The 18,683-nt window shown below is 59.7% G+C and carries 14 protein-coding genes; 9 read left to right on the top strand and 5 right to left on the bottom strand.

Annotation, left to right across the window (positions count from 1 at the left end; genetic code table 11):
• Window positions 1–79: 79 nt before the first annotated feature.
• The 4 genes from pyrG to rlmD all read right to left on the bottom strand — a co-directional run bounded on the left by pyrG (window position 80) and on the right by rlmD (window position 6,497).
• Complete coding sequence (gene pyrG, locus ACB042_RS16695; protein ID WP_005343329.1) at window positions 80–1,717, bottom strand: glutamine hydrolyzing CTP synthase; 1,638 nt, start codon at window positions 1,715–1,717, stop codon at window positions 80–82.
• A 141-nt stretch (window positions 1,718–1,858) separates the two neighbouring features.
• Window positions 1,859–2,656: a nucleoside triphosphate pyrophosphohydrolase gene (gene mazG / locus ACB042_RS16690; protein WP_042079921.1), complete on the bottom strand. Its 798-nt coding sequence runs from the start codon at window positions 2,654–2,656 to the stop codon at window positions 1,859–1,861.
• A 73-nt stretch (window positions 2,657–2,729) separates the two neighbouring features.
• Window positions 2,730–4,943 (bottom strand): GTP diphosphokinase, encoded by a 2,214-nt coding sequence (gene relA / locus ACB042_RS16685; protein WP_371178754.1) that lies wholly within the window; start codon window positions 4,941–4,943, stop codon window positions 2,730–2,732.
• A gap of 231 nt (window positions 4,944–5,174) precedes the next feature.
• Window positions 5,175–6,497: a 23S rRNA (uracil(1939)-C(5))-methyltransferase RlmD gene (gene rlmD, locus ACB042_RS16680; protein ID WP_204382620.1), complete on the bottom strand. Its 1,323-nt coding sequence runs from the start codon at window positions 6,495–6,497 to the stop codon at window positions 5,175–5,177.
• Window positions 6,498–6,650: 153 nt separating this feature from the next.
• Here rlmD and barA point away from each other — a divergent pair, with 153 nt between their 5' ends.
• The 7 genes from barA (at window position 6,651) to galE (ending at window position 15,652) form a co-directional block, all read left to right on the top strand.
• Complete coding sequence (gene barA, locus ACB042_RS16675) at window positions 6,651–9,368, top strand: two-component sensor histidine kinase BarA (protein ID WP_157161994.1); 2,718 nt, start codon at window positions 6,651–6,653, stop codon at window positions 9,366–9,368.
• An 89-nt stretch (window positions 9,369–9,457) separates the two neighbouring features.
• Window positions 9,458–9,937, top strand: a complete 480-nt coding sequence (locus ACB042_RS16670; protein ID WP_005335594.1) for a DUF1456 family protein — start codon at window positions 9,458–9,460, stop codon at window positions 9,935–9,937.
• A gap of 34 nt (window positions 9,938–9,971) precedes the next feature.
• The gene (locus tag ACB042_RS16665; RefSeq protein WP_371178753.1) at window positions 9,972–10,859 is read left to right on the top strand and encodes an N-acetylmuramoyl-L-alanine amidase; all 888 of its coding nucleotides are present in this window, start codon (window positions 9,972–9,974) and stop codon (window positions 10,857–10,859) included.
• A gap of 155 nt (window positions 10,860–11,014) precedes the next feature.
• Window positions 11,015–11,482 (top strand): Dps family protein, encoded by a 468-nt coding sequence (locus ACB042_RS16660; RefSeq protein WP_005362843.1) that lies wholly within the window; start codon window positions 11,015–11,017, stop codon window positions 11,480–11,482.
• A 289-nt stretch (window positions 11,483–11,771) separates the two neighbouring features.
• Complete coding sequence (gene hcp, locus ACB042_RS16655; protein ID WP_157162438.1) at window positions 11,772–13,421, top strand: hydroxylamine reductase; 1,650 nt, start codon at window positions 11,772–11,774, stop codon at window positions 13,419–13,421.
• 111 nt (window positions 13,422–13,532) lie between these two features.
• On the top strand, window positions 13,533–14,522 hold the full coding sequence (locus ACB042_RS16650) for an FAD-binding oxidoreductase (protein ID WP_371178752.1): 990 nt from the start codon (window positions 13,533–13,535) through the stop codon (window positions 14,520–14,522).
• A 116-nt stretch (window positions 14,523–14,638) separates the two neighbouring features.
• Complete coding sequence (gene galE / locus ACB042_RS16645) at window positions 14,639–15,652, top strand: UDP-glucose 4-epimerase GalE (protein ID WP_128834111.1); 1,014 nt, start codon at window positions 14,639–14,641, stop codon at window positions 15,650–15,652.
• Between the two features lie 69 nt (window positions 15,653–15,721).
• Here the strand turns inward: galE and ACB042_RS16640 are convergent, their stop codons facing one another.
• A complete protein-coding gene (locus tag ACB042_RS16640; RefSeq protein WP_371178751.1) occupies window positions 15,722–16,423 on the bottom strand; it encodes a phosphatase PAP2 family protein in 702 nt (233 codons plus the stop codon).
• A 258-nt stretch (window positions 16,424–16,681) separates the two neighbouring features.
• Here ACB042_RS16640 and mpl point away from each other — a divergent pair, with 258 nt between their 5' ends.
• Entirely contained in the window at window positions 16,682–18,052 is a 1,371-nt protein-coding gene (mpl, locus tag ACB042_RS16635) for a UDP-N-acetylmuramate:L-alanyl-gamma-D-glutamyl-meso-diaminopimelate ligase (RefSeq protein ID WP_005362853.1), read from the top strand.
• Window positions 18,049–18,660, top strand: coding sequence for a flavin prenyltransferase UbiX (locus tag ACB042_RS16630; protein WP_157161989.1), 612 nt, complete (start codon window positions 18,049–18,051; stop codon window positions 18,658–18,660). The genes mpl and ACB042_RS16630 overlap by 4 nt, the downstream gene beginning before the upstream one ends.
• Window positions 18,661–18,683: the final 23 nt, after the last annotated feature.

The raw sequence follows: 18,683 nt of genomic DNA, 5'->3' as shown, positions 1-18,683 counted from the left end.
TCAGGTTTCGTAAAAAAACAACAAAAATATGCCAAAAAAAGCGGCTGTGGCACAGTGCCCCAACCGCATTTATTTTCAATTACTTCAAATTACGCTTCTGATACTCGCCTGCCGCCTTCACAAAACCGGCGAACAGAGCGTGGCCATCACGGGGAGTAGAGGTGAACTCCGGGTGGAACTGCGCAGCCACGAACCAGGGGTGATCCGGGATCTCGATGATTTCCACCAACTTCTTGTCGGCGGAAAGACCGGTCACTTTCAGACCTGCCGCTTCAATCTGCGGCAGCAGCTTGTTGTTTACTTCGTAACGGTGACGGTGACGCTCGTAAATGGTCGGGCTGCCGTACATCTGACGCACCTTGGAATCTTCGACCAGGTGGCAGAGCTGGGAACCCAGACGCATGGTACCGCCCAGATCAGACTTCTCGGTACGGGTCTCGATGTTGCCCTCTTCATCCACCCACTCGGTGATGAGGCCGACAACCGGGTATGCGCAATCTTTCTTGAATTCGGAGGAGTGAGCCCCTTCCATGCCCGCCACGTTGCGAGCGAATTCGATCATGGCAACCTGCATGCCGAGGCAGATACCCAAGTAGGGGATCTTGTTCTCGCGGGCATACTGGGCAGCCAGAATTTTGCCTTCCACACCGCGCTCACCGAAGCCACCCGGCACCAGGATCGCGTCCAGACCTTCCAGCAGCTCGGCGCCACGGGTCTCGATATCCTGAGAGTCGATGTACTTGATGTTGACGGAGTGACGGGTCTTGAGACCACCGTGCTTGAGCGCCTCGTTGACGGACTTGTAAGCGTCCGGCAGGGAGACGTACTTGCCGACCATACCGATGGTTACTTCACCAGTCGGGTTGGCCTCTTCGTAGATAACCTGTTCCCACTCGGACAAGTCAGCCTCTTTGCACTCCAGACCGAAACGCTCGGTGAAGTAGGAGTCCAGGTTCTGGGATTTCAGCAGCGCCGGGATCTTGTAGATGGAGTCGACGTCTTTCATGGAGATGACGGCGCGCTCGGGCACGTTGCAGAACAGGGCGATCTTGGCGCGCTCATTGGCCGGAATGGCACGGTCGGAGCGGCAGATCAGCACATCCGGCTGGATACCGATGGAGAGCAGCTCTTTAACGGAGTGCTGGGTCGGCTTGGTCTTCACTTCACCGGCAGCAGCCAGGTAAGGAACCAGCGTCAGGTGCATGAACATGGCGTTGTTGCGGCCCACTTCGGCAGCCAGCTGACGAATGGCTTCGAGGAACGGCAGGGACTCGATGTCACCTACGGTACCGCCCACTTCGACGATGGCAACCTGATGGCCTTCGGCACCGGCAATCACCCGCTCCTTGATGGCGTTGGTGATGTGCGGGATAACCTGAATGGTGGCGCCCAGATAGTCACCACGACGCTCTTTACGCAGTACGTCGGCGTAGATACGGCCGGTGGTAAAGTTGTTGCGACGGGTCATCTTGGTGCGGATGAAACGCTCGTAGTGGCCCAAATCCAGATCGGTTTCGGCCCCGTCCTCGGTTACGAACACTTCACCATGCTGGGTCGGGCTCATGGTGCCCGGATCCACGTTGATGTACGGGTCCAGTTTCATGATGGTCACATCCAGACCACGGGCTTCCAGAATGGCTGCCAGAGAAGCTGCGGCAATGCCTTTGCCGAGGGATGAAACAACGCCACCAGTAACAAAAATATATTTGGTCGTCATGCTGAACCTGAAAGAAGTTTAGGGAATTTTAAGGGGTGCTTCGGGGATGAAGCAGGACGGGGAAACAGTATACCAAAAACCCCTCTCCCAAACAATGAGCAAAAATCTATCAGGCTCACCGCCCCCCCATCTTGCGCCAAATCAACTTTGCTCGGTTTCCTTCGCCTTATCCCAGGCGGCATCGAGCTTTTCGAGGGTGCAATCGGTCATTTTCAAGCCTTCTGCGGCGATTATCTGCTCAACCTGACGAAAACGACGTTCGAACTTGGCGTTGGCACCGCGCAGCACCTGCTCCGGATCCTTGCCCAGATGACGCACCAGATTGACGGTGGCAAACAGCAGATCGCCGAGCTCGTCGCTCACCCGCGCCTCGTCCACATCGGCCATCAATGCCTCTTCCATTACCTCGTCGATCTCTTCGTGGATCTTGTCCACCACAGGCCCTAACGTCTTCCAGTCAAAACCGACAGTGGCGCAGCGTTTCTGAATTTTGGCGGCGCGGGTCAGGGCAGGCAACGCCTGCGGGATGTCGTCCAGCACGCTCTCTTTGTCGAGGGCCGCCCGCTCTTTGGCTTTTTCCGCTTCCCAGTTCGCTTTTACCGCCTGCTCGTTGGCAAGGTCTGCATCGGAAAAAACGTGGGGATGACGGCGAATGAGCTTCTCGCTCACCGTATCGACGATATCGGCAAAGTCAAACAGCCCACGCTCCTTGCCAAGCTGGGCGTAAAACACCACCTGAAACAGCAAATCCCCCAGCTCCCCTTTCAGCCCCTGCCAATCTTCGGTCTCGATGGCATCGGCCACTTCGTAGGCCTCTTCCAGGGTGTGCGGCACTATGGTCTGGAAGTCCTGTTTCAGATCCCAGGGGCAGCCGTTTTGCGGATCGCGCAGGCGAGCCATGATGTCGAGCAGTTGGGGCAGATCGTAACGTTGGGACATGGGATATTCGCTTTCAATTCGTTAAAAAAGGGTCGTAAATGCAGACCGGCCACTGGGGCCGGTCGGTTCGATATCAAAGCCGCTTGGCGCTGATCACGTCGTTAAGCTGACTGAGCTTGGCCAACGCCCGGTTGAAGGCGTTGATGTTGTAAATCTCCAGCTCCATGTCGATCTCCGCAGTCTGCTCACGCACGTTGGAGCGCGAGCGCACCCCCATCACATTGATCTTCTCGTTGGCCAGCACTGTGGTGATATCGCGCAGCAGGCCGGAGCGATCGTTGGAGATGATCCGGATGGTGAGGCCGTAACCGCCGGAGTAGTTCTCCCCCCACACCGCATCGATCAGCCGCTCGGGGTTGCGACGTGACAGCTCCTTGAGCTGCTCGCAATCTTCCCGGTGAATGGACACCCCGCGCCCCATGGTGATAAAGCCCTGAATGGAGTCCCCAGGGATCGGCTGACAGCAACGGGCGATATGGGTCATCAAATTGCCGACCCCTTCCACCACTATGTGGTCTTTGGGCTTGTGGCGCATCGGCGCATTGGCCTTCTGCTCCAGCTTCTCCAACAGGCGGCGATCTTCCTCTTCCGCCGTCGGCTTGTTGTAGCAGGTGTCGAGATAATTGAGCACCTGGTTGATGCGGATATCGCCGCTGCCGATACCGGCCAGCAGATCGTCGGTGCTCTCCAGATTGAAGCGGCGCAGCATGTTGCCCTTGTCGATCTTGGACATGCTGAGGTTGTGGCGATCCAGCTCCTTCTCGAACAGCTCGCGACCGGCCACGATATTCTTGTCCCGATCCAGTTTTCTGAACCAGGTCGCCACCTTGGCCCGCGCCCGGCTGGAGCGCAGGAAGCCGGCGTTGGGGTTCATCCAGTCGCGGCTCGGGTTCGGCTCTTTCTGGGTGATCACCTCCACCTGATCGCCGGTCTGTAGCGCGTAGGTGAACGGCACGATGCGGCCATCAATCTTGGCGCCGATGCAGCGGTGGCCGATCATGCTGTGGACGTGATAGGCAAAATCGAGCGGGGTAGCGCCTGCCGGCAGGTCGATGACATCCCCTTTCGGGGTGAAGACGTAGACTCTGTCCTCGAACACCTGACTGCGCAGATCTTCCAGCAGGGAGCCGCTCTCGGAGAGATCTTCCTGCCAGGCGAGCAGCTTGCGCAGCCACTCGATCTTGTCTTCGAAGGTGTTGGCCTTGCCGCCAGCCTGCGCCCCTTCCTTGTAACGCCAGTGCGCCGCGACGCCGAGCTCGGCATCCTGATGCATCTGGTCGGTACGGATCTGGATCTCGACGGTCTTGCCCTCAGGCCCCACCACTACGGTGTGGATCGACTGATAGCCGTTGGGTTTGGGGTTGGCGACATAGTCGTCAAACTCGCGAGGAATGTGGTGGAACTGGGTATGGACGATACCGAGCGCCGCATAGCAATCCTGCAGCCGCTTGGTCACTACCCGCACCGCGCGCACGTCGAACAACTCGTTGAACTCGAGGTGCTTCTTCTGCATCTTGCGCCAGATGCTGTAGATATGTTTCGGCCGACCGTACACCTCGGCGTCAACTCCCGCCTCTTTCAGGCCATTACGCAGGGATTGCACAAACTCGCGGATGTAGTGCTCGCGGTCGAGCCGCTTCTCGTCGAGCTGCTTGGCGATCTGCTTGTATGTATCCGGGTGCAGGTAACGGAAGGCGAGATCTTCCAGCTCCCACTTGAGCTGGCCGATGCCCAGACGGTTGGCGAGCGGCGCATAGATGTTGGTGATCTCCTGGGCCATCAGCACCCGGGTCTCTTCATCTGCTGTCTTCGCTTCCCGCAGGCAGGCGATCCGCTCCGCCAGCTTGATCACCACGGCGCGCACATCCTCGACCATGGCAAGCAACATGCGACGCACGTTGTCGACCTGCTCCGGCGAGGTTTCACTGCGATGGAGGGTTTGCAGGGAGCGGATGGCCTCCATCTCCAGCACCCCTTCCACCAGCTTGGCGATCTTGGAGCCAAAGTCCTCGTCCATCCGCTCCTGGCTGATGAGACCGGCTTCGACGAAGGGGTAAATGATGGCCGCTTTGAGGGTACCGATATCCATGCTGAGCATCTGCAGGATGCCCACCATTTCGATGCCGCGCACCAGCAGCTTGCTGGTCAGCGCCTCGTCACCGAGCGTCAGACAATACTGGTAGACGGTTCGCAGCTGATCCTTTTCACTGTCACTCAAGGAGAGCGAGCTGACCCACTCTTCCAGGGTGAAGTTGTCTTTCAAATGAATATCGCGAACCGCAACCATGGTATCAATCCTTTAAATTATCGGGCCGAAAGCTGTCACTTTCTCCCCTCATGAGATTGCCTCAAATGGGGATATCCAGCGCACTTTTCAAGGCATATTGTCCAGAAAGACAATAGAGCGCGCCAACAGGCCCTGCCGAACGACGAGGGTCTAGATTACCCCAATCACACCAGCTCAAACAGCCGCAGACATGCCAGATTACATATCCGCATCGCCGAACTGATGAGTCATTTACTCCCGTTCAAACAGCGCCATGGACTCCAGATGACCGGTGTGAGGGAACATGTCGAGCATGCCGAGGCGCACCAGACGGTAACCCCCTTTCACCAGCACCTGACTGTCCCGCGCCAGGGTGACCGGGTTACAGGAGACGTAGACCACCCGCTTGGGTGAAAGTTTCACGACGTGTCCCATCACTTCCAGCGCGCCTGGGCGAGCCGGATCCAACAGCACCAGATCAAACCCTTCCCGCGCCCAGGACATGCCGACGATGTCATCGCTCAGGTCGGCTTTGTAGAAACGGGCATTGGTGATGCCGTTGCGACGGGCGTTCTCTTCGGCCCGCTGCACCATGGCCAGTTCACCTTCCACACCCACCACTTCGCGAGCCTGACGGGCCAGCGGCAGGGTGAAGTTGCCGATACCGCAGAAGAGATCGAGCACCTTGTCATCCTTGCTCGCCCCGAGCCATGTCAGCGCCTGCTCAACCATGCTCTGGTTGATGGGGCCGTTGACCTGAATGAAATCACCGGGAGCAAATGCAAGAGACAGGCCATCCAGCGAGTAGGATGGGGAAAAATGTTGCTGCAGCGCTTCGATGCGATCATCCGCCGCCTGCAGATAGAGGTCGATCCCCTGCGCTTTTGCAAACTCCACCAGCAGGGCGCGATCCGCCTCATTGGGACGGCCGGTGTGACGCAGCAGCATCATGATCCCCTGCTCGGCCTGGATAAGCTCCGCATGACCCAGCTCGCGCTGGCTCTTGAGGCGATTGAGGCACTCACGCAGCGGGGCAATCAGCGCAGAGAGCGGCTCGGCCAGCACAGGGCAACTGTCGATCTCCACCAGATCGTTGCTGTTGCGGCGGCGGAAACCGACCCGGGTGCAGCGACCATTCTTGTCAAATTTGATGGCCAGACGACAGACCCGGCGGTAGGCGCGATCTTCACCGGTCAGTACCGGCTCCAGCGCCGGCGCCTTGATGTTGCCCAACCGCTCGAACAGGCTGACCAGTCCCGCCGCCTTGGCGGCTTGCTGATCGGCAACCGACATGTGCTGGGCACTGCAACCGCCGCACTCGCGATAGTGGCCGCAAAAGGGAGCGATACGATTAGCCGCCGGGGTCACCACCTGTTGCAAGGCGGCGTGACCATACTGCTTTTTCTCTTCGGTGATGCGTGCCTTGACGGTCTCGCCGGGCAGCGCCCCTTCGACGAAGATCGCCTTGCCCTGATGGCGACCGATACCGACGCAGTGGTGATCGAGGGTGTCTATCGTAAATTCAATGCGTTGGAGCTGGGTGGACTTCTTTTGGGGCTTGAAAAACTGGGCCATAAAACTTGGTGCCTATAGGTGGCTATGTCATGATTGTGGAATCTGCTGCCGGGTATTGTCCCACAAGAATAATAGTATGACCAAATACGGCCACAGAGCCCGTGTATTGCCATCAACCCTATCGCCAACCCTGTTCACTGGTGGCCTGTTCGTATGACCAAATATGGCCTGAGAGCACGCGTTCTCGCCTTCACCATCCTGCCAACCCTGATCATCGGTGGCCTGATGGCCGGTTACTTCACCTTCCACCGCTACCAGCAGCTGGAAAACAACCTCATTGATCAGGGGATCAACATTATCGAACCGCTGGCGATCGCCAGTGAATACGGGATGACCCAGCACAGCCGAGAATCCCTCAAGCGGCTCATTGGCCTGACCCATCGCAAGAACTCCCCCTTTATCAAGTCCATCGCGGTTTTCACCCAGGACAACCAGCTGTTCGTCACCTCGAACTACCACCGGGATTTCACCCGGCTCAGGCTGCCCGATGGCGAGCCAATTCCGGATCTGACCAGCGTGACGTTTCAGGGGGATGACATCATTTTGCGCACCCCGATCCAGGCTGAAACCAGTCTGGATGGCTTCCCGCTACCCAGCGATGTAGAGCCGCCGATGATCGGCTACATCTCGATGCAGATGGCGACCGACAGGGCCATGTTGCTGCAGTACCGCGACACCTTCTTTGCGGTGATCATGGTGCTCATCGGGGTGGCCTTCAGTACCCTGTTTGGCTTCCGGCTGGTCAAGAGCGTGACCCAGCCCATCACCAACATGGTGCAGGCGGTGCACAAGATCCGGGAGGGGCGGCTCGATACCCGGGTCAGCGGCCAGCTCACCGGCGAGCTGGATATGCTGAAAAATGGCATCAACGCCATGGCCAAGGCGCTCTCCGAATATCACGAAGAGATGCAGCAGAATATCGATCAGGCCACCTCTGACTTGCGTGAAACCCTGGAGCAGATCGAGATCCAGAACGTCGAACTAGACATGGCCAAGAAACGGGCGCAGGAGGCGGCGCGGGTCAAGTCGGAGTTTCTGGCCAACATGTCCCACGAGCTGCGCACTCCGCTCAACGGGGTCATCGGTTTTACCCGCCAGCTGCTGAAAACCAGCCTGACCCCGAGCCAGACCGACTACATGCAGACTATCGAGAAGTCGGCGCGCAACCTGCTTGGCATCATCAACGACATCCTCGACTTCTCGAAGCTGGAAGCGGGCAAGCTGCAGCTGGAGCATATCCCGTTCAGCCTGCGCGACACCCTCAACGAGACCATGCACCTGCTCGGCCCCAGCGCCCACGACAAGCAGCTGGAGCTCTCCCTGCGGGTGGATGCCAATGTGCCGGACTACCTCACCGGCGACCCCATGCGTCTGCAACAGGTGCTGACCAACCTCACCGGCAACGCCATCAAGTTCACCGAGCAAGGCAACGTGGATGTCCATATCGAGCAGACCGGCAGTGGCAACCACAAGGTGAGGCTCAACGTCCAGATCCGCGATACCGGCATCGGCATCTCCCAAGAGCAGCAACATCAGCTGTTCCAGGCTTTCAATCAGGCCGACTCCTCCATCTCCCGCCGTTATGGCGGCACAGGCCTGGGCCTCGTTATCACCCAGAAGCTGGTGCAGCAGATGGGCGGCCAGATCCGCTTTGAATCGGAGCTCGGCAAGGGCTCCATCTTCTCGTTCAGTCTGGATGTGGAGGTCTCACCCCTGCCCCAGACCGATCAACTGCCGCTGGATCGGATCCGTGGCAAACGGCTCTGGCTGCTGGAACCGGATCCCTTCGCGCAAGCCTCTCTGCTCGCCCTGCTGGCGGAATGGCACCTCGACGTGCACCCACTGACCAGCGATGATCCCTGGCCAGAGATGAGCGAGCAGGAGATGGTGATCATCGGCAGCAGCACCCTGCATACGCCGCAGCAAGTGCTCGGCCGTCTCGACAGACTGAATGGCCAGCAGCAGAACACCATAGTGCTACTCAGCAGCCACGAGCCGGCGCTCTATGAAGCGATGCTGGCCCATGGCGCCCAGCACTGTCTCTCCAAACCGGTCAACCACCGCAAGCTGCTGCACGCCCTGCTATCGCCGGAATCGAGCCGCCAGAAGCTGCCCGCGCAACCTGCGCCGCGCCAGTTGCAGCCAATCAAGGTGCTGGCGGTGGATGACAACGCCGCCAACCTCAAGTTGATCGCCGCCATGCTCAAGGAGATGGTGAGTCAGGTGGTGGTGTGCAAAAACGGCAAGGAGGCGGTCAAGCAGGCCCAGAGCCAGCCGTTCGACATCATCTTCATGGATATCCAGATGCCGATCATGGATGGCATCAGTGCCACCCAGGCGATCCGCAACCAGTCCCTCAACACCACCACCCCGATCGTGGCGGTGACCGCCCACGCCATCCCCGGAGAACGGGAGCGGCTGATCAGGCAGGGGATGGACGACTACCTGGCCAAGCCCATCGACGAGAGCATGCTGGCCCAGCTCATCACCGACTTTGCCCATCGCCGTCACCAGAATAATGGTGCCCAACAGATCGACTGGGCACTGGCGGTGCGGCAGGCGGCGGGGAAAGAGCATCTCGCCAGAGAGATGCTGACCATGCTGCTGGCCAGTTTCGAGGAGGTGGAACCTGTGCTGGATAGCGCGCTGGCGGGCGAAATTGAAGATAGCGAGGTGCTGGCCCAGCTCCATCGCCTCAACGGTGGCTGTGCCTATTCCGGGGTGCCGGGGCTGCAACGGCTGCTCTCCCAGCTGGAGCAACAGCTGCGTGACGGCGTGCCGGTGAGCGAGCTGGAACCCGAGCTGCTGGAGCTGCAAGATGCGCTGGAACTGGTGCGCCAGGAGGCGCCCCGCTATCTCGGCAAGGCTTGATGAGCTTGACCTGAACTGTATCGGCCCCCGCTTTTTCTGACGCGAGGGCCGCCAGATGGTAAAGTTGCGCCGTTTACACAGGAGTCAGCATGACCAACAACGATATTCTGCGCCGTCTGCGCTACGCCCTCACCATCAGCAACGACCAGATGGTCGAGATGTTTGCCAAGGGCAACCTGACAGTCACTCACGCCCAGCTGCACAGCTGGTTGATGAAAGAGGCGGCGGAAGGTGAAGAGCAAGAGGCAGGCTATGTCGCCTGTCCCGACTCGGCCCTGAGCCAGTTCCTCGACGGTTTCATCATCGCCCGCCGCGGCGTGCGGGAAGATGCACCGGCCCAGGTGATCCCGAACCGGATCAACAACAACATGATCCTGCGCAAGCTGCGCATCGGTCTCAACTTCAAGGAAGAGGACATGCTCGGCACCCTCAAGCTCGCCGACTTCAACCTCTCCAAGTCCGAGCTCAGCGCCCTGTTCCGCTCCAAGGATCACAAGCACTATCAGGATTGCGGGGATCAGATCCTGCGCAACTTCCTGATCGGTCTCACGGCCAAATACCGCGGCTGACTAGCCGCGCGACTGACCAGACAGGGCCTTCGACATGTGCCAGCGACTCACTCCTCCCACGCTAAGCAGCTTGGCTGCAGCAGGGGGATGGCGCTGGCGCTGTTTTCTTCCCCTCTTCTTTCTGCCACTGGTTCTGCTGCTGGGTAGTTGTACTCCGTCCGAATATCAGCTCTCAACCCGCTATCAGAGCGCCAACCAGAACGAGCGGATCGCCTTTCTGATCCTCCACTACACCGACGAAGACGATGCCAATTCCCTGCGCCTCTTGACCGAGCCGGAGCACAAGGTGAGCGCCCACTACCTGATCCCCCGCGACAGCCAGGAGGCCCCGCTACCGGTCTATCAGCTGGTGCCGGACAACGCGCGCGCCTGGCATGCGGGACGCAGCCGCTGGCACCAATATACCGGGCTCAATGCAAGCTCCCTTGGCATCGAGATCGTCAACCTCGGCTATCCAGCAGAAGATGAGCCGCTGGCCCCCCATGCCCGCCGCTGGCAACCCTATACCCCGCAGCAGATAGCTGCCGTCGGCGCCCTCAGCCGGGAGCTGGCCGCCCGCTACCAGATTCCACCGACCCAGGTGCTGGGCCACAGTGATGTCGCCCCCGAGCGCAAGCAGGATCCCGGTCCCCACTTCCCCTGGCGCCAGCTCTATCTGACGTACGGAGTCGGCGCCTGGCCCGATGAAGATCGGGTGGCCGAGATATTGGCCAGCCCTTTGCCCGACTGGGATGCGGCCATGTGGCAGCAGCAGCTGGCCAGCTATGGCTATGGCCTGTCCCGGAGCAGCCAGTGGGATGAGCAGAGCCGCGCCGTCATGGGCGCCTTTCAGCTCCACTTTCGCGCCAGCAAGGTCGATAGCAAACCGGACCGCGAGTGTCAGGCCATCCTGATGGCGCTGATCGAAAAATACTTCCCCTAATCCTCATCCATTGCCCCCGTTGCTGCGTACTGTTTGATAGCCGTTAGCTATCAAACAGTTAGGCACAAGCAATTGTCCCTGCATTTTGCAAGGCGTTACTCTGACTGCGTTCCGAAAGAGAATTTCAAACCGATTTCCAAATCTGGAGGTGAATGATGAAAAGCCCGATTGGTCTTGATACTGCTCAATCACAAGCCCTGGCAGCCGAGTTGAACAAATTGCTGGCCAGCTACCAGATCCTCTACATGAACGTGCGCGGCTTCCACTGGAATATCCGTGGCAACCAGTTCTTCGAACTGCACCTGAAATTTGAAGAGATTTACAACGACCTGCTGCTGAAAGTCGATGCGCTGGCCGAGCGGATCCTGACCCTGGATGGCGTGCCGATGCACAGCTTCAGCGACTATCTGAAAGTCTCTGCCATCCCCGAGCAAAAAGGGCTGCACGATGGCCGCGCCTGTGTCGAATCCTTGCTGGATAGCTTCCGCGAACTGCTGGTCGCCCAGCGCCGTATTCTGGGCCAAGCCGCCGAAGCCGGTGATGAGGGCACGGCCTCCATCCTCTCCGACTATGTGCAGCAGCAGGAAAAACTGGTCTGGATGCTGCGCGCTTATCTGGCCTGATAGTGAACCAAGCCGACTACAGCGTACGTATGCCGGCTTGAGTAAGTACTGGGCCGAAAGATCCTGACCAGACCACGGCCCAATCCGTCTGATTGTTATGTTCTGTTGCAAACCTGAGTTGTCTCTCCTTTTATCCACCCGCTTGCCGCCCTGTTTGGGCGGCTTTTTTTGTTTTTGATCTGCATCAAGGGAAACTTAATTGGCAAATTGAATGCCTATTAAGTTTTTCGCGAGAGGAATAGAATCGCCACAAAACAGACAACTGAAATGTCCAATTAGGAGAGGCATGATGTTTTGTGTGCAATGTGAACAGACAATTCGTACCCCGGCTGGCAACGGCTGTGCCTACGCACAAGGTATGTGCGGCAAGACGGCGGAAACCTCGGATCTGCAGGATGTGCTGATCTACACCCTGCAGGGGCTCAGCGCCTGGGCGCTGGCCGCCCGCGAGCAGGGCATCATGGATCGCGAGGTCGATGCTTTCGTGCCCAAGGCCTTCTTCGCCACCCTCACCAACGTCAACTTCGACTCGAATCGCATCGTGGCCTACGTCAATCAGGCCCTCGCCTATCGCCAGCAGTTAGCCGATCGTCTGACCGCCATGGCGGTGCAGGTCAACGACTTGCCACAGTCCGCTTACTTCGAACCCGGTGCCGAACTGCTGGAACAACTTGCCCATGCCGCACCAGCCGCCCCCAATCGGGGCAAGAGCGAGGTGAACGAAGACATCATGGGGCTGCGCCTGCTCTGCCTCTACGGCCTCAAGGGCGCCGCCGCCTACATGGAGCACGCCCGGGTGCTGGATCAGCAGAGTGACGAGGTGGCCGCCGAATTCCACCGCATCATGAGCTGGCTAAGCACAGACCCGAGCGAAATGGGTCGGCTGTTCAGTTGCGCCATGGAGATCGGTCAGCTCAACTTCAAAATCATGGAGATGCTGGATCTCGGTGAAACCCGCGCTTTCGGCCACCCGGAACCCACCCAGGTACGCGTAACCCCCATCTCCGGCAAGTGCATTCTGGTCTCCGGCCACGACATGATGGATCTCAAACTCATTCTGGAGCAGACCAAGGGGACCGGCATTCATGTCTACACCCACGGCGAGATGCTGCCCGCACTAGCCTATCCCTTCTTCAAGCAGTACCCCCATCTGGTGGGCAACTACGGCTCCGCTTGGCAAAACCAGCAGAAGGAGTTTGCCAACTTCCCGGGCGCCGTGGTGATGACCTCCAACTGCATCATCGACCCGAATGTGGGCAACTACTCGGATCGCATCTTCACCCGCTCCATCGTCGGCTGGCCGGGCGTCACTCATCTGGAGGGGGACGATTTCTCCGCCGTGATCGCCAAGGCCCAAGCGCTGGAAGGCTTCAAGCACACCGAGCTCGAGCACTTCATCACCATCGGCTTTGCCCGCAACGCCCTGATGCAGGCTGCGCCCGCAGTGATTGAGAAGGTCAAAGCCGGGGAGATCAGCCACTTCTTCCTGGTGGGTGGCTGTGACGGCGACAAGGCCGAGCGCGCCTATTTCACCGAGTTTGCCAAAGCGGCGCCGCGCGACAGCCTGCTGCTCACGCTGGGCTGCGGCAAGTACAAGTTCAACAAGCTCGACTTTGGCGACATCGGCGGCATTCCGCGTCTGCTGGACGTGGGTCAGTGCAACGATGCCTACTCCGCCATCCAGTTGGCGCTGGCACTCTCCGAGGCGTTCGAGTGCGGGGTCAACGATCTGCCGCTGACGCTTGTGCTCTCCTGGTTCGAGCAAAAAGCCATCGTCATTCTGCTCACCCTGCTCTCCCTCGGGGTGAAGGACATTCGTACCGGGCCGACCGCCCCCGCCTTCCTCACCCCGGCTCTGCTCAAGGTGCTGGAGGAGCAGTTTGGCCTGAAAGGGACCACCACGGCCGAGGCTGACTTGACCGAGATCCTGACGGCCTGATCGGCACCTCATGTTGTAAGCGTTTGGCGAGCCGCCCGGCTCGCCTTTTTTCTGGATCCGGCTTTTTCACCAGACGTTTTTCGAACCGTTTCAAACCTAAGGAGCCTTGTGATGACCTCTCTCACGCTCACCTGCATTGGCCGCCAACAGAACACCCACGACGTCGTGAGCTGGCAGCTGGCGCCGCTTTCCGGCAGCCACCCTCCCGTACTGGCTGGTCAGTGCATCACCCTGCACACCGAGATTGACGGCCAGCCGGAGTGCCGCGCCTATACCCTCTCCTCCAGCCCGCAGGATTCATGCTGGCAGGTCACCATCAAGGATGTGGGACGGGTCTCCCACCATCTGCATCAGACCTTGCAAGTGGGAGACAAGATCCGGGTGGATGGTCCGTCCGGCGATTTCAACCTGACCGCCCTGCCTTGCGAACGGCCACTGCTGCTCAGTGCCGGCTCCGGCATCACCCCCATGTGGGCCATGTTGCGAGACGAGCTCGCCAAACGACCGGATGCCGATATCCGCTTTATCCATAGCGCCCGCTCGCCAGCAGATGTGATCTTCGCAGATGAGTTGGCAGCCTTGGCCAAGGCCCATGCAGGTATTCGCCATGCCCTGATACTGGAAGAGGCGCCAATGGCTCATCCCTGGGTGGGCCGACTCACCCCTGACATGCTGAGGGAATTGGCCCCGGATCTGCGCGAACGCCATGTCTATCTCTGCGGCCCCGCACCCTATATGGCGGCGGTCAGCACCATGCTGGCAGAGCTGGGATTGCCGCCGGAGCAACTGCATCAGGAGTCCTTCGGTCTTCCTCCCGCAGAGCCCATCAAGACCACCAGCGACCACTTCTGGCTGACCCTGAAAAAGAGCGGAAAAAAGGTGAAAATCCTGCCGGGTCAGACCCTGCTGGCGGCTCTGGAGGCTGCGGGCGAAACCATGATGGCTGCTTGCCGCGCCGGGGTATGTGGCAGCTGTCGTTGCACCACCACAGGTGACATCGAGCGCCAGAGCGTGATGACCCTGAGTGCGCAGGATCTGGAGAGCGGCGTGGCGCTGGCCTGCTCCTGCACCGCGAAAGGGGATATCGGACTCGATTATTGAGGCGTGGTGAAGCCTTTTGTGAGGTGCGGTGAAGGCGTCATAGGTATCCCAACCTTTTCCCAAGTAGACAGGGGCGCTAGACTCTGCCCCAGTTTCACCAGAACACGGGATAAAAAATGACAATACTGGTCACAGGGGGCGCCGGCTATATCGGCTCCCACACCCTGGTTGAGCTGCTCGGCGTGGGGCAGCAGGTCGTGGTACTCGACAACCTCTCCAACTCCTCACCGGAGTCACTCAAGCGGGTCGAGCAGATCACCGGCAAACCGGTCACCTTCGTCGAAGGGGATGTGCTGGACAGAGCCTGCCTGCAGCAGCTGTTCGCCAACCACCAGATCGAATCGGTCATTCACTTCGCCGGTCTCAAGGCGGTCGGGGAGTCGAGCCAGATCCCGCTCACCTACTACCAGAACAACATCAGCGGCACTCTGGTGCTGTGCGAAGAGATGGCCAAGGCTGGCGTTTTCCGGCTGGTATTCAGCTCCTCGGCCACCGTCTATGGCGATCCCGCCTCGGTACCGCTGCGGGAAGATTTCCCCACCAGCGCCACCAACCCCTACGGCCGCTCCAAGTTGATGGTGGAGGAGATCCTGCGCGATCTCGCCAAATCCGATCCCCGCTGGGCTATCGTACTGCTGCGTTACTTCAACCCGGTCGGCGCCCACGAGAGCGGCCTGATTGGTGAAGATCCCAACGGTATCCCCAACAACCTGCTGCCCTATATCAGTCAGGTCGGCGTGGGCAAGCTCAAGGAGCTGGGGGTATTTGGCAACGACTACCCGACCCCGGATGGCACCGGCGTACGTGACTACATCCATGTGGTGGATCTCGCCATCGGCCACCTGAAAGCACTGGCGCGCATCAAGAGCGACACCGGCGTCTTCACCTACAACCTGGGCACAGGTCAAGGCTACTCGGTACTGGAGATGGTCAAGGCGTTTGAAGCGGCCAGCGGCCGACCCATTCCCTACCAGATCAAACCCCGTCGCCCGGGCGACATCGCCGAGTGCTGGGCAGAGCCAACGCTGGCCCGTGCCGAGCTGGGTTGGCAGGCTGAGCGCGGTCTGGAGCAGATGATGGTCGATACCTGGCGCTGGCAAAGCAACAACCCGAACGGCTATCAAGGCTGATCTCTCGCGGGTGGATAACAAAACGCCCCGACATTTTCATGTCGGGGCGTTTTATTTTGCGACATTCAATCAGTGGGTCTGACTGCGCAGCAGCGGCACACGGGCCAATCGGGGGGCGATGCGGTTTATCAGCCGATCCGCCAGCGGGGTCAGCAGCAACCAGGGCAGACAGAGGGTCGCCAGCCCCAGCGCGCCGACGTAGACATCGGTAAACCAGTGGGCGCCAACCAGAATGCGCGGCGCGGAAAAGATCGGCACCATCAGCAATGCGGTAATACCCGCCCAGCGCGGCAGATAGCGCAAGGCGTAGCCCGCGAAGACCATCAGGAACAGGGCGTGATCGCCGGGGAAACTATCGCCAGAAGAGTCCTTGGTCGGAATAGCACTGATCTGGGTCACCCGCAGCGCATCGGCCACCATCAGGGTCGGGCTGGGTCGCTCCACCGGCAATCGGTGACCAAGCTGGTTGATCACCAGTGCACTTAGCAGCATCACTATGCCCATCGCCACCAGCTGGCGACGACCCGCCAGATCCCGTGCAAAGAAGCAGCGGACCAGAATCAGCCCCATACAGGCCAACACCGCCAGATCGAACAGCCGGTTATTGGTGATGGCCACCAGATCGGCCCACAGAGCCGACTGCCCGAGCCAGCCGTTGACGGTATGAAAAATCGCGAGGTCCCACTGATCCCAGGGACCATGAGCGGGCAGCGCAGCCCAACTGATGGCCACCAGACCACCGACCAGATAGCAAAGCAGGAACTTGCCCATGGGGACTCTCCTTTGGAAAAGGGCGATATCGTAAAACTGTAGAGTGCGTCACAAAACCGAAGAATTGTAAGAAAGTGCGACACAATATCAAGTCTCAAATAAAGCCTACCAGCCCATTCCAATCTCGCATATCCCAACAGCGCCAAGATTTCTGCCTCCGGTGCTGCATCTGTGGGCCTCTCACCATGAGTGCGGCTTGTGCCACCACCGCAACACCCCCTAGAATGCGCACTTCCCTTTACTGCGAAAGGAAGCGGTATGCATATTCACATTCTCGGGATCTGCGGCACCTTTATGGGTGGTCTGGCGGTGTTGGCAAAACAGCTTGGTTACCGGGTGACCGGTTCGGATGCCAACGTCTATCCCCCCATGAGTACCCAGCTCGAGCAACAGGGCATCGAACTGACCGAAGGCTATGACCCCTCCCAACTCGATCCGGCCCCGGATCTGGTGGTGATTGGCAACGCCATGAGCCGCGGCAACCCCTGTGTTGAATATGTGCTGGACCGCAATCTGCCCTACATCTCCGGCCCCCAGTGGCTGCTGGAGCACGTGCTGCAAGATCGCTGGGTGCTGGCCGTCGCCGGCACCCACGGCAAGACCACCACCGCCAGCATGCTGGCCTGGGTGCTGGAGTACGCCAAGCTGGAGCCCGGATTCCTTATTGGCGGCGTGCCGGGCAACTTCCCGGTTTCCGCCCGTCTCGGCTCTGCCCCCTTCTTTGTCATCGAAGCGGACGAGTATGACTGCGCCTTCTTCGACAAACGCTCCAAGTTCGTCCACTACCACCCGCGCACCTTGGTGATGAACAACCTGGAGTTCGACCACGCGGACATCTTCCCGGATCTCGCCGCGATCCAGCGCCAGTTCCACCACCTGATGCGCACCGTGCCGAGCAACGGCCGGGTGCTGTTCCCGCAAGCCGATGACAACCTCACCGCCGTGCGCAAGATGGGCTGCTGGAGCGAAGTGGAGCTGGTAGGTCAGGACGACGCCAAGTGGAAGGCGGTCAAGCTGGCCGATGACGGCTCCGCCTTCGAGGTGTGGCTGGATGGCGAAAAGCAGGGTGAGGTGCACTGGGAGTGCATCGGCGAGCACAACGTCAACAATGGTCTGATGGCCATCGCCGCCGCTCGCCATGCCGGAGTCATGGTGGAGCATGGCATCGCCGCCCTCTGCCAGTTCAAATCCCCCAAACGGCGGATGGAGCTCAAGGGCGAAGTGGCGGGCATCAGCGTCTATGACGACTTCGCCCACCACCCCACCGCCATCGAGACCACCCTCGGCGGCCTGCGCGCCAAGGTAGGCAGCTCACGTATTCTGGCGGTGCTGGAGCCTCGCTCCAACACCATGAAGCTGGGGGTTCACAAGGAGGAGCTGGCTGGCTGCTTCGATGGCGCCGACGAGGTGTTCTTCTTCCAGCCCCCCAACATCGGCTGGGATCTCGGCGAGGTGACAGCCCATATGACCCGTCCGGCCAAGGTATTCAACGATCTGGAGACCTTGATCAACCGGTTGGTGGCCGAGAGCCGCGATGGCGACCATATTCTGATCATGAGCAACGGCGGCTTCGGTGGCATTCATGACAAGCTGATCGCCCGCCTCAAGGATTACCACGGCGAACTATGAACAAAACGATCACCCTGGCGCTGACCGGTGCCTCCGGCGCCCCCTACGCCCTGCGCCTGCTCCAGTGTCTGGTGCAAGCGGACTATCGGGTCTACCTGCTCGCCTCCTCGGCGGCACGAGTGGTACTCAAGACCGAGCAGCAACAGGATTGGCCCGGCTCGCCGAAAGAGCTCTCTGCCTATCTTTGCCGCCAATATGGCGCCAAGGAGGGGCAGATTGTCGCCTGCGGCAAGGAGGAGTGGTTCTCGCCAGTCGCCTCCGGTTCGGCAGCCCCCAAACAGATGGTGGTCTGCCCCTGCTCCATGGGCACCGTCTCGGCCATTGCCAACGGTACCTCCGACAACCTGCTGGAGCGGGCGGCGGATGTGGTGATCAAGGAGCGCGGCCAGCTGATCTTGGTGCCCCGCGAAACCCCCTTCTCGGCGATCCATCTGGAGAACATGCTGAAACTGGCACGGCTCGGGGTGATCATCATGCCCGCTGCGCCCGGTTTCTATCATGAGCCTAAAAGCATCGCTGATCTGGTGGACTTTATGGTCGCCCGCATCCTCGATCATCTCGGTGTCGAGCATGAGCTGACCCACCGCTGGGGCTATGGCCACCATTGAGGTGACCGCCACATTCGGCCATT

The organism is Aeromonas sp. S13(2024) (genome assembly GCF_041402405.1).
Classification (GTDB): Bacteria; Pseudomonadota; Gammaproteobacteria; order Enterobacterales; family Aeromonadaceae; genus Aeromonas; species Aeromonas veronii.
This window is presented reverse-complemented; position numbering and strand designations above follow the sequence as displayed.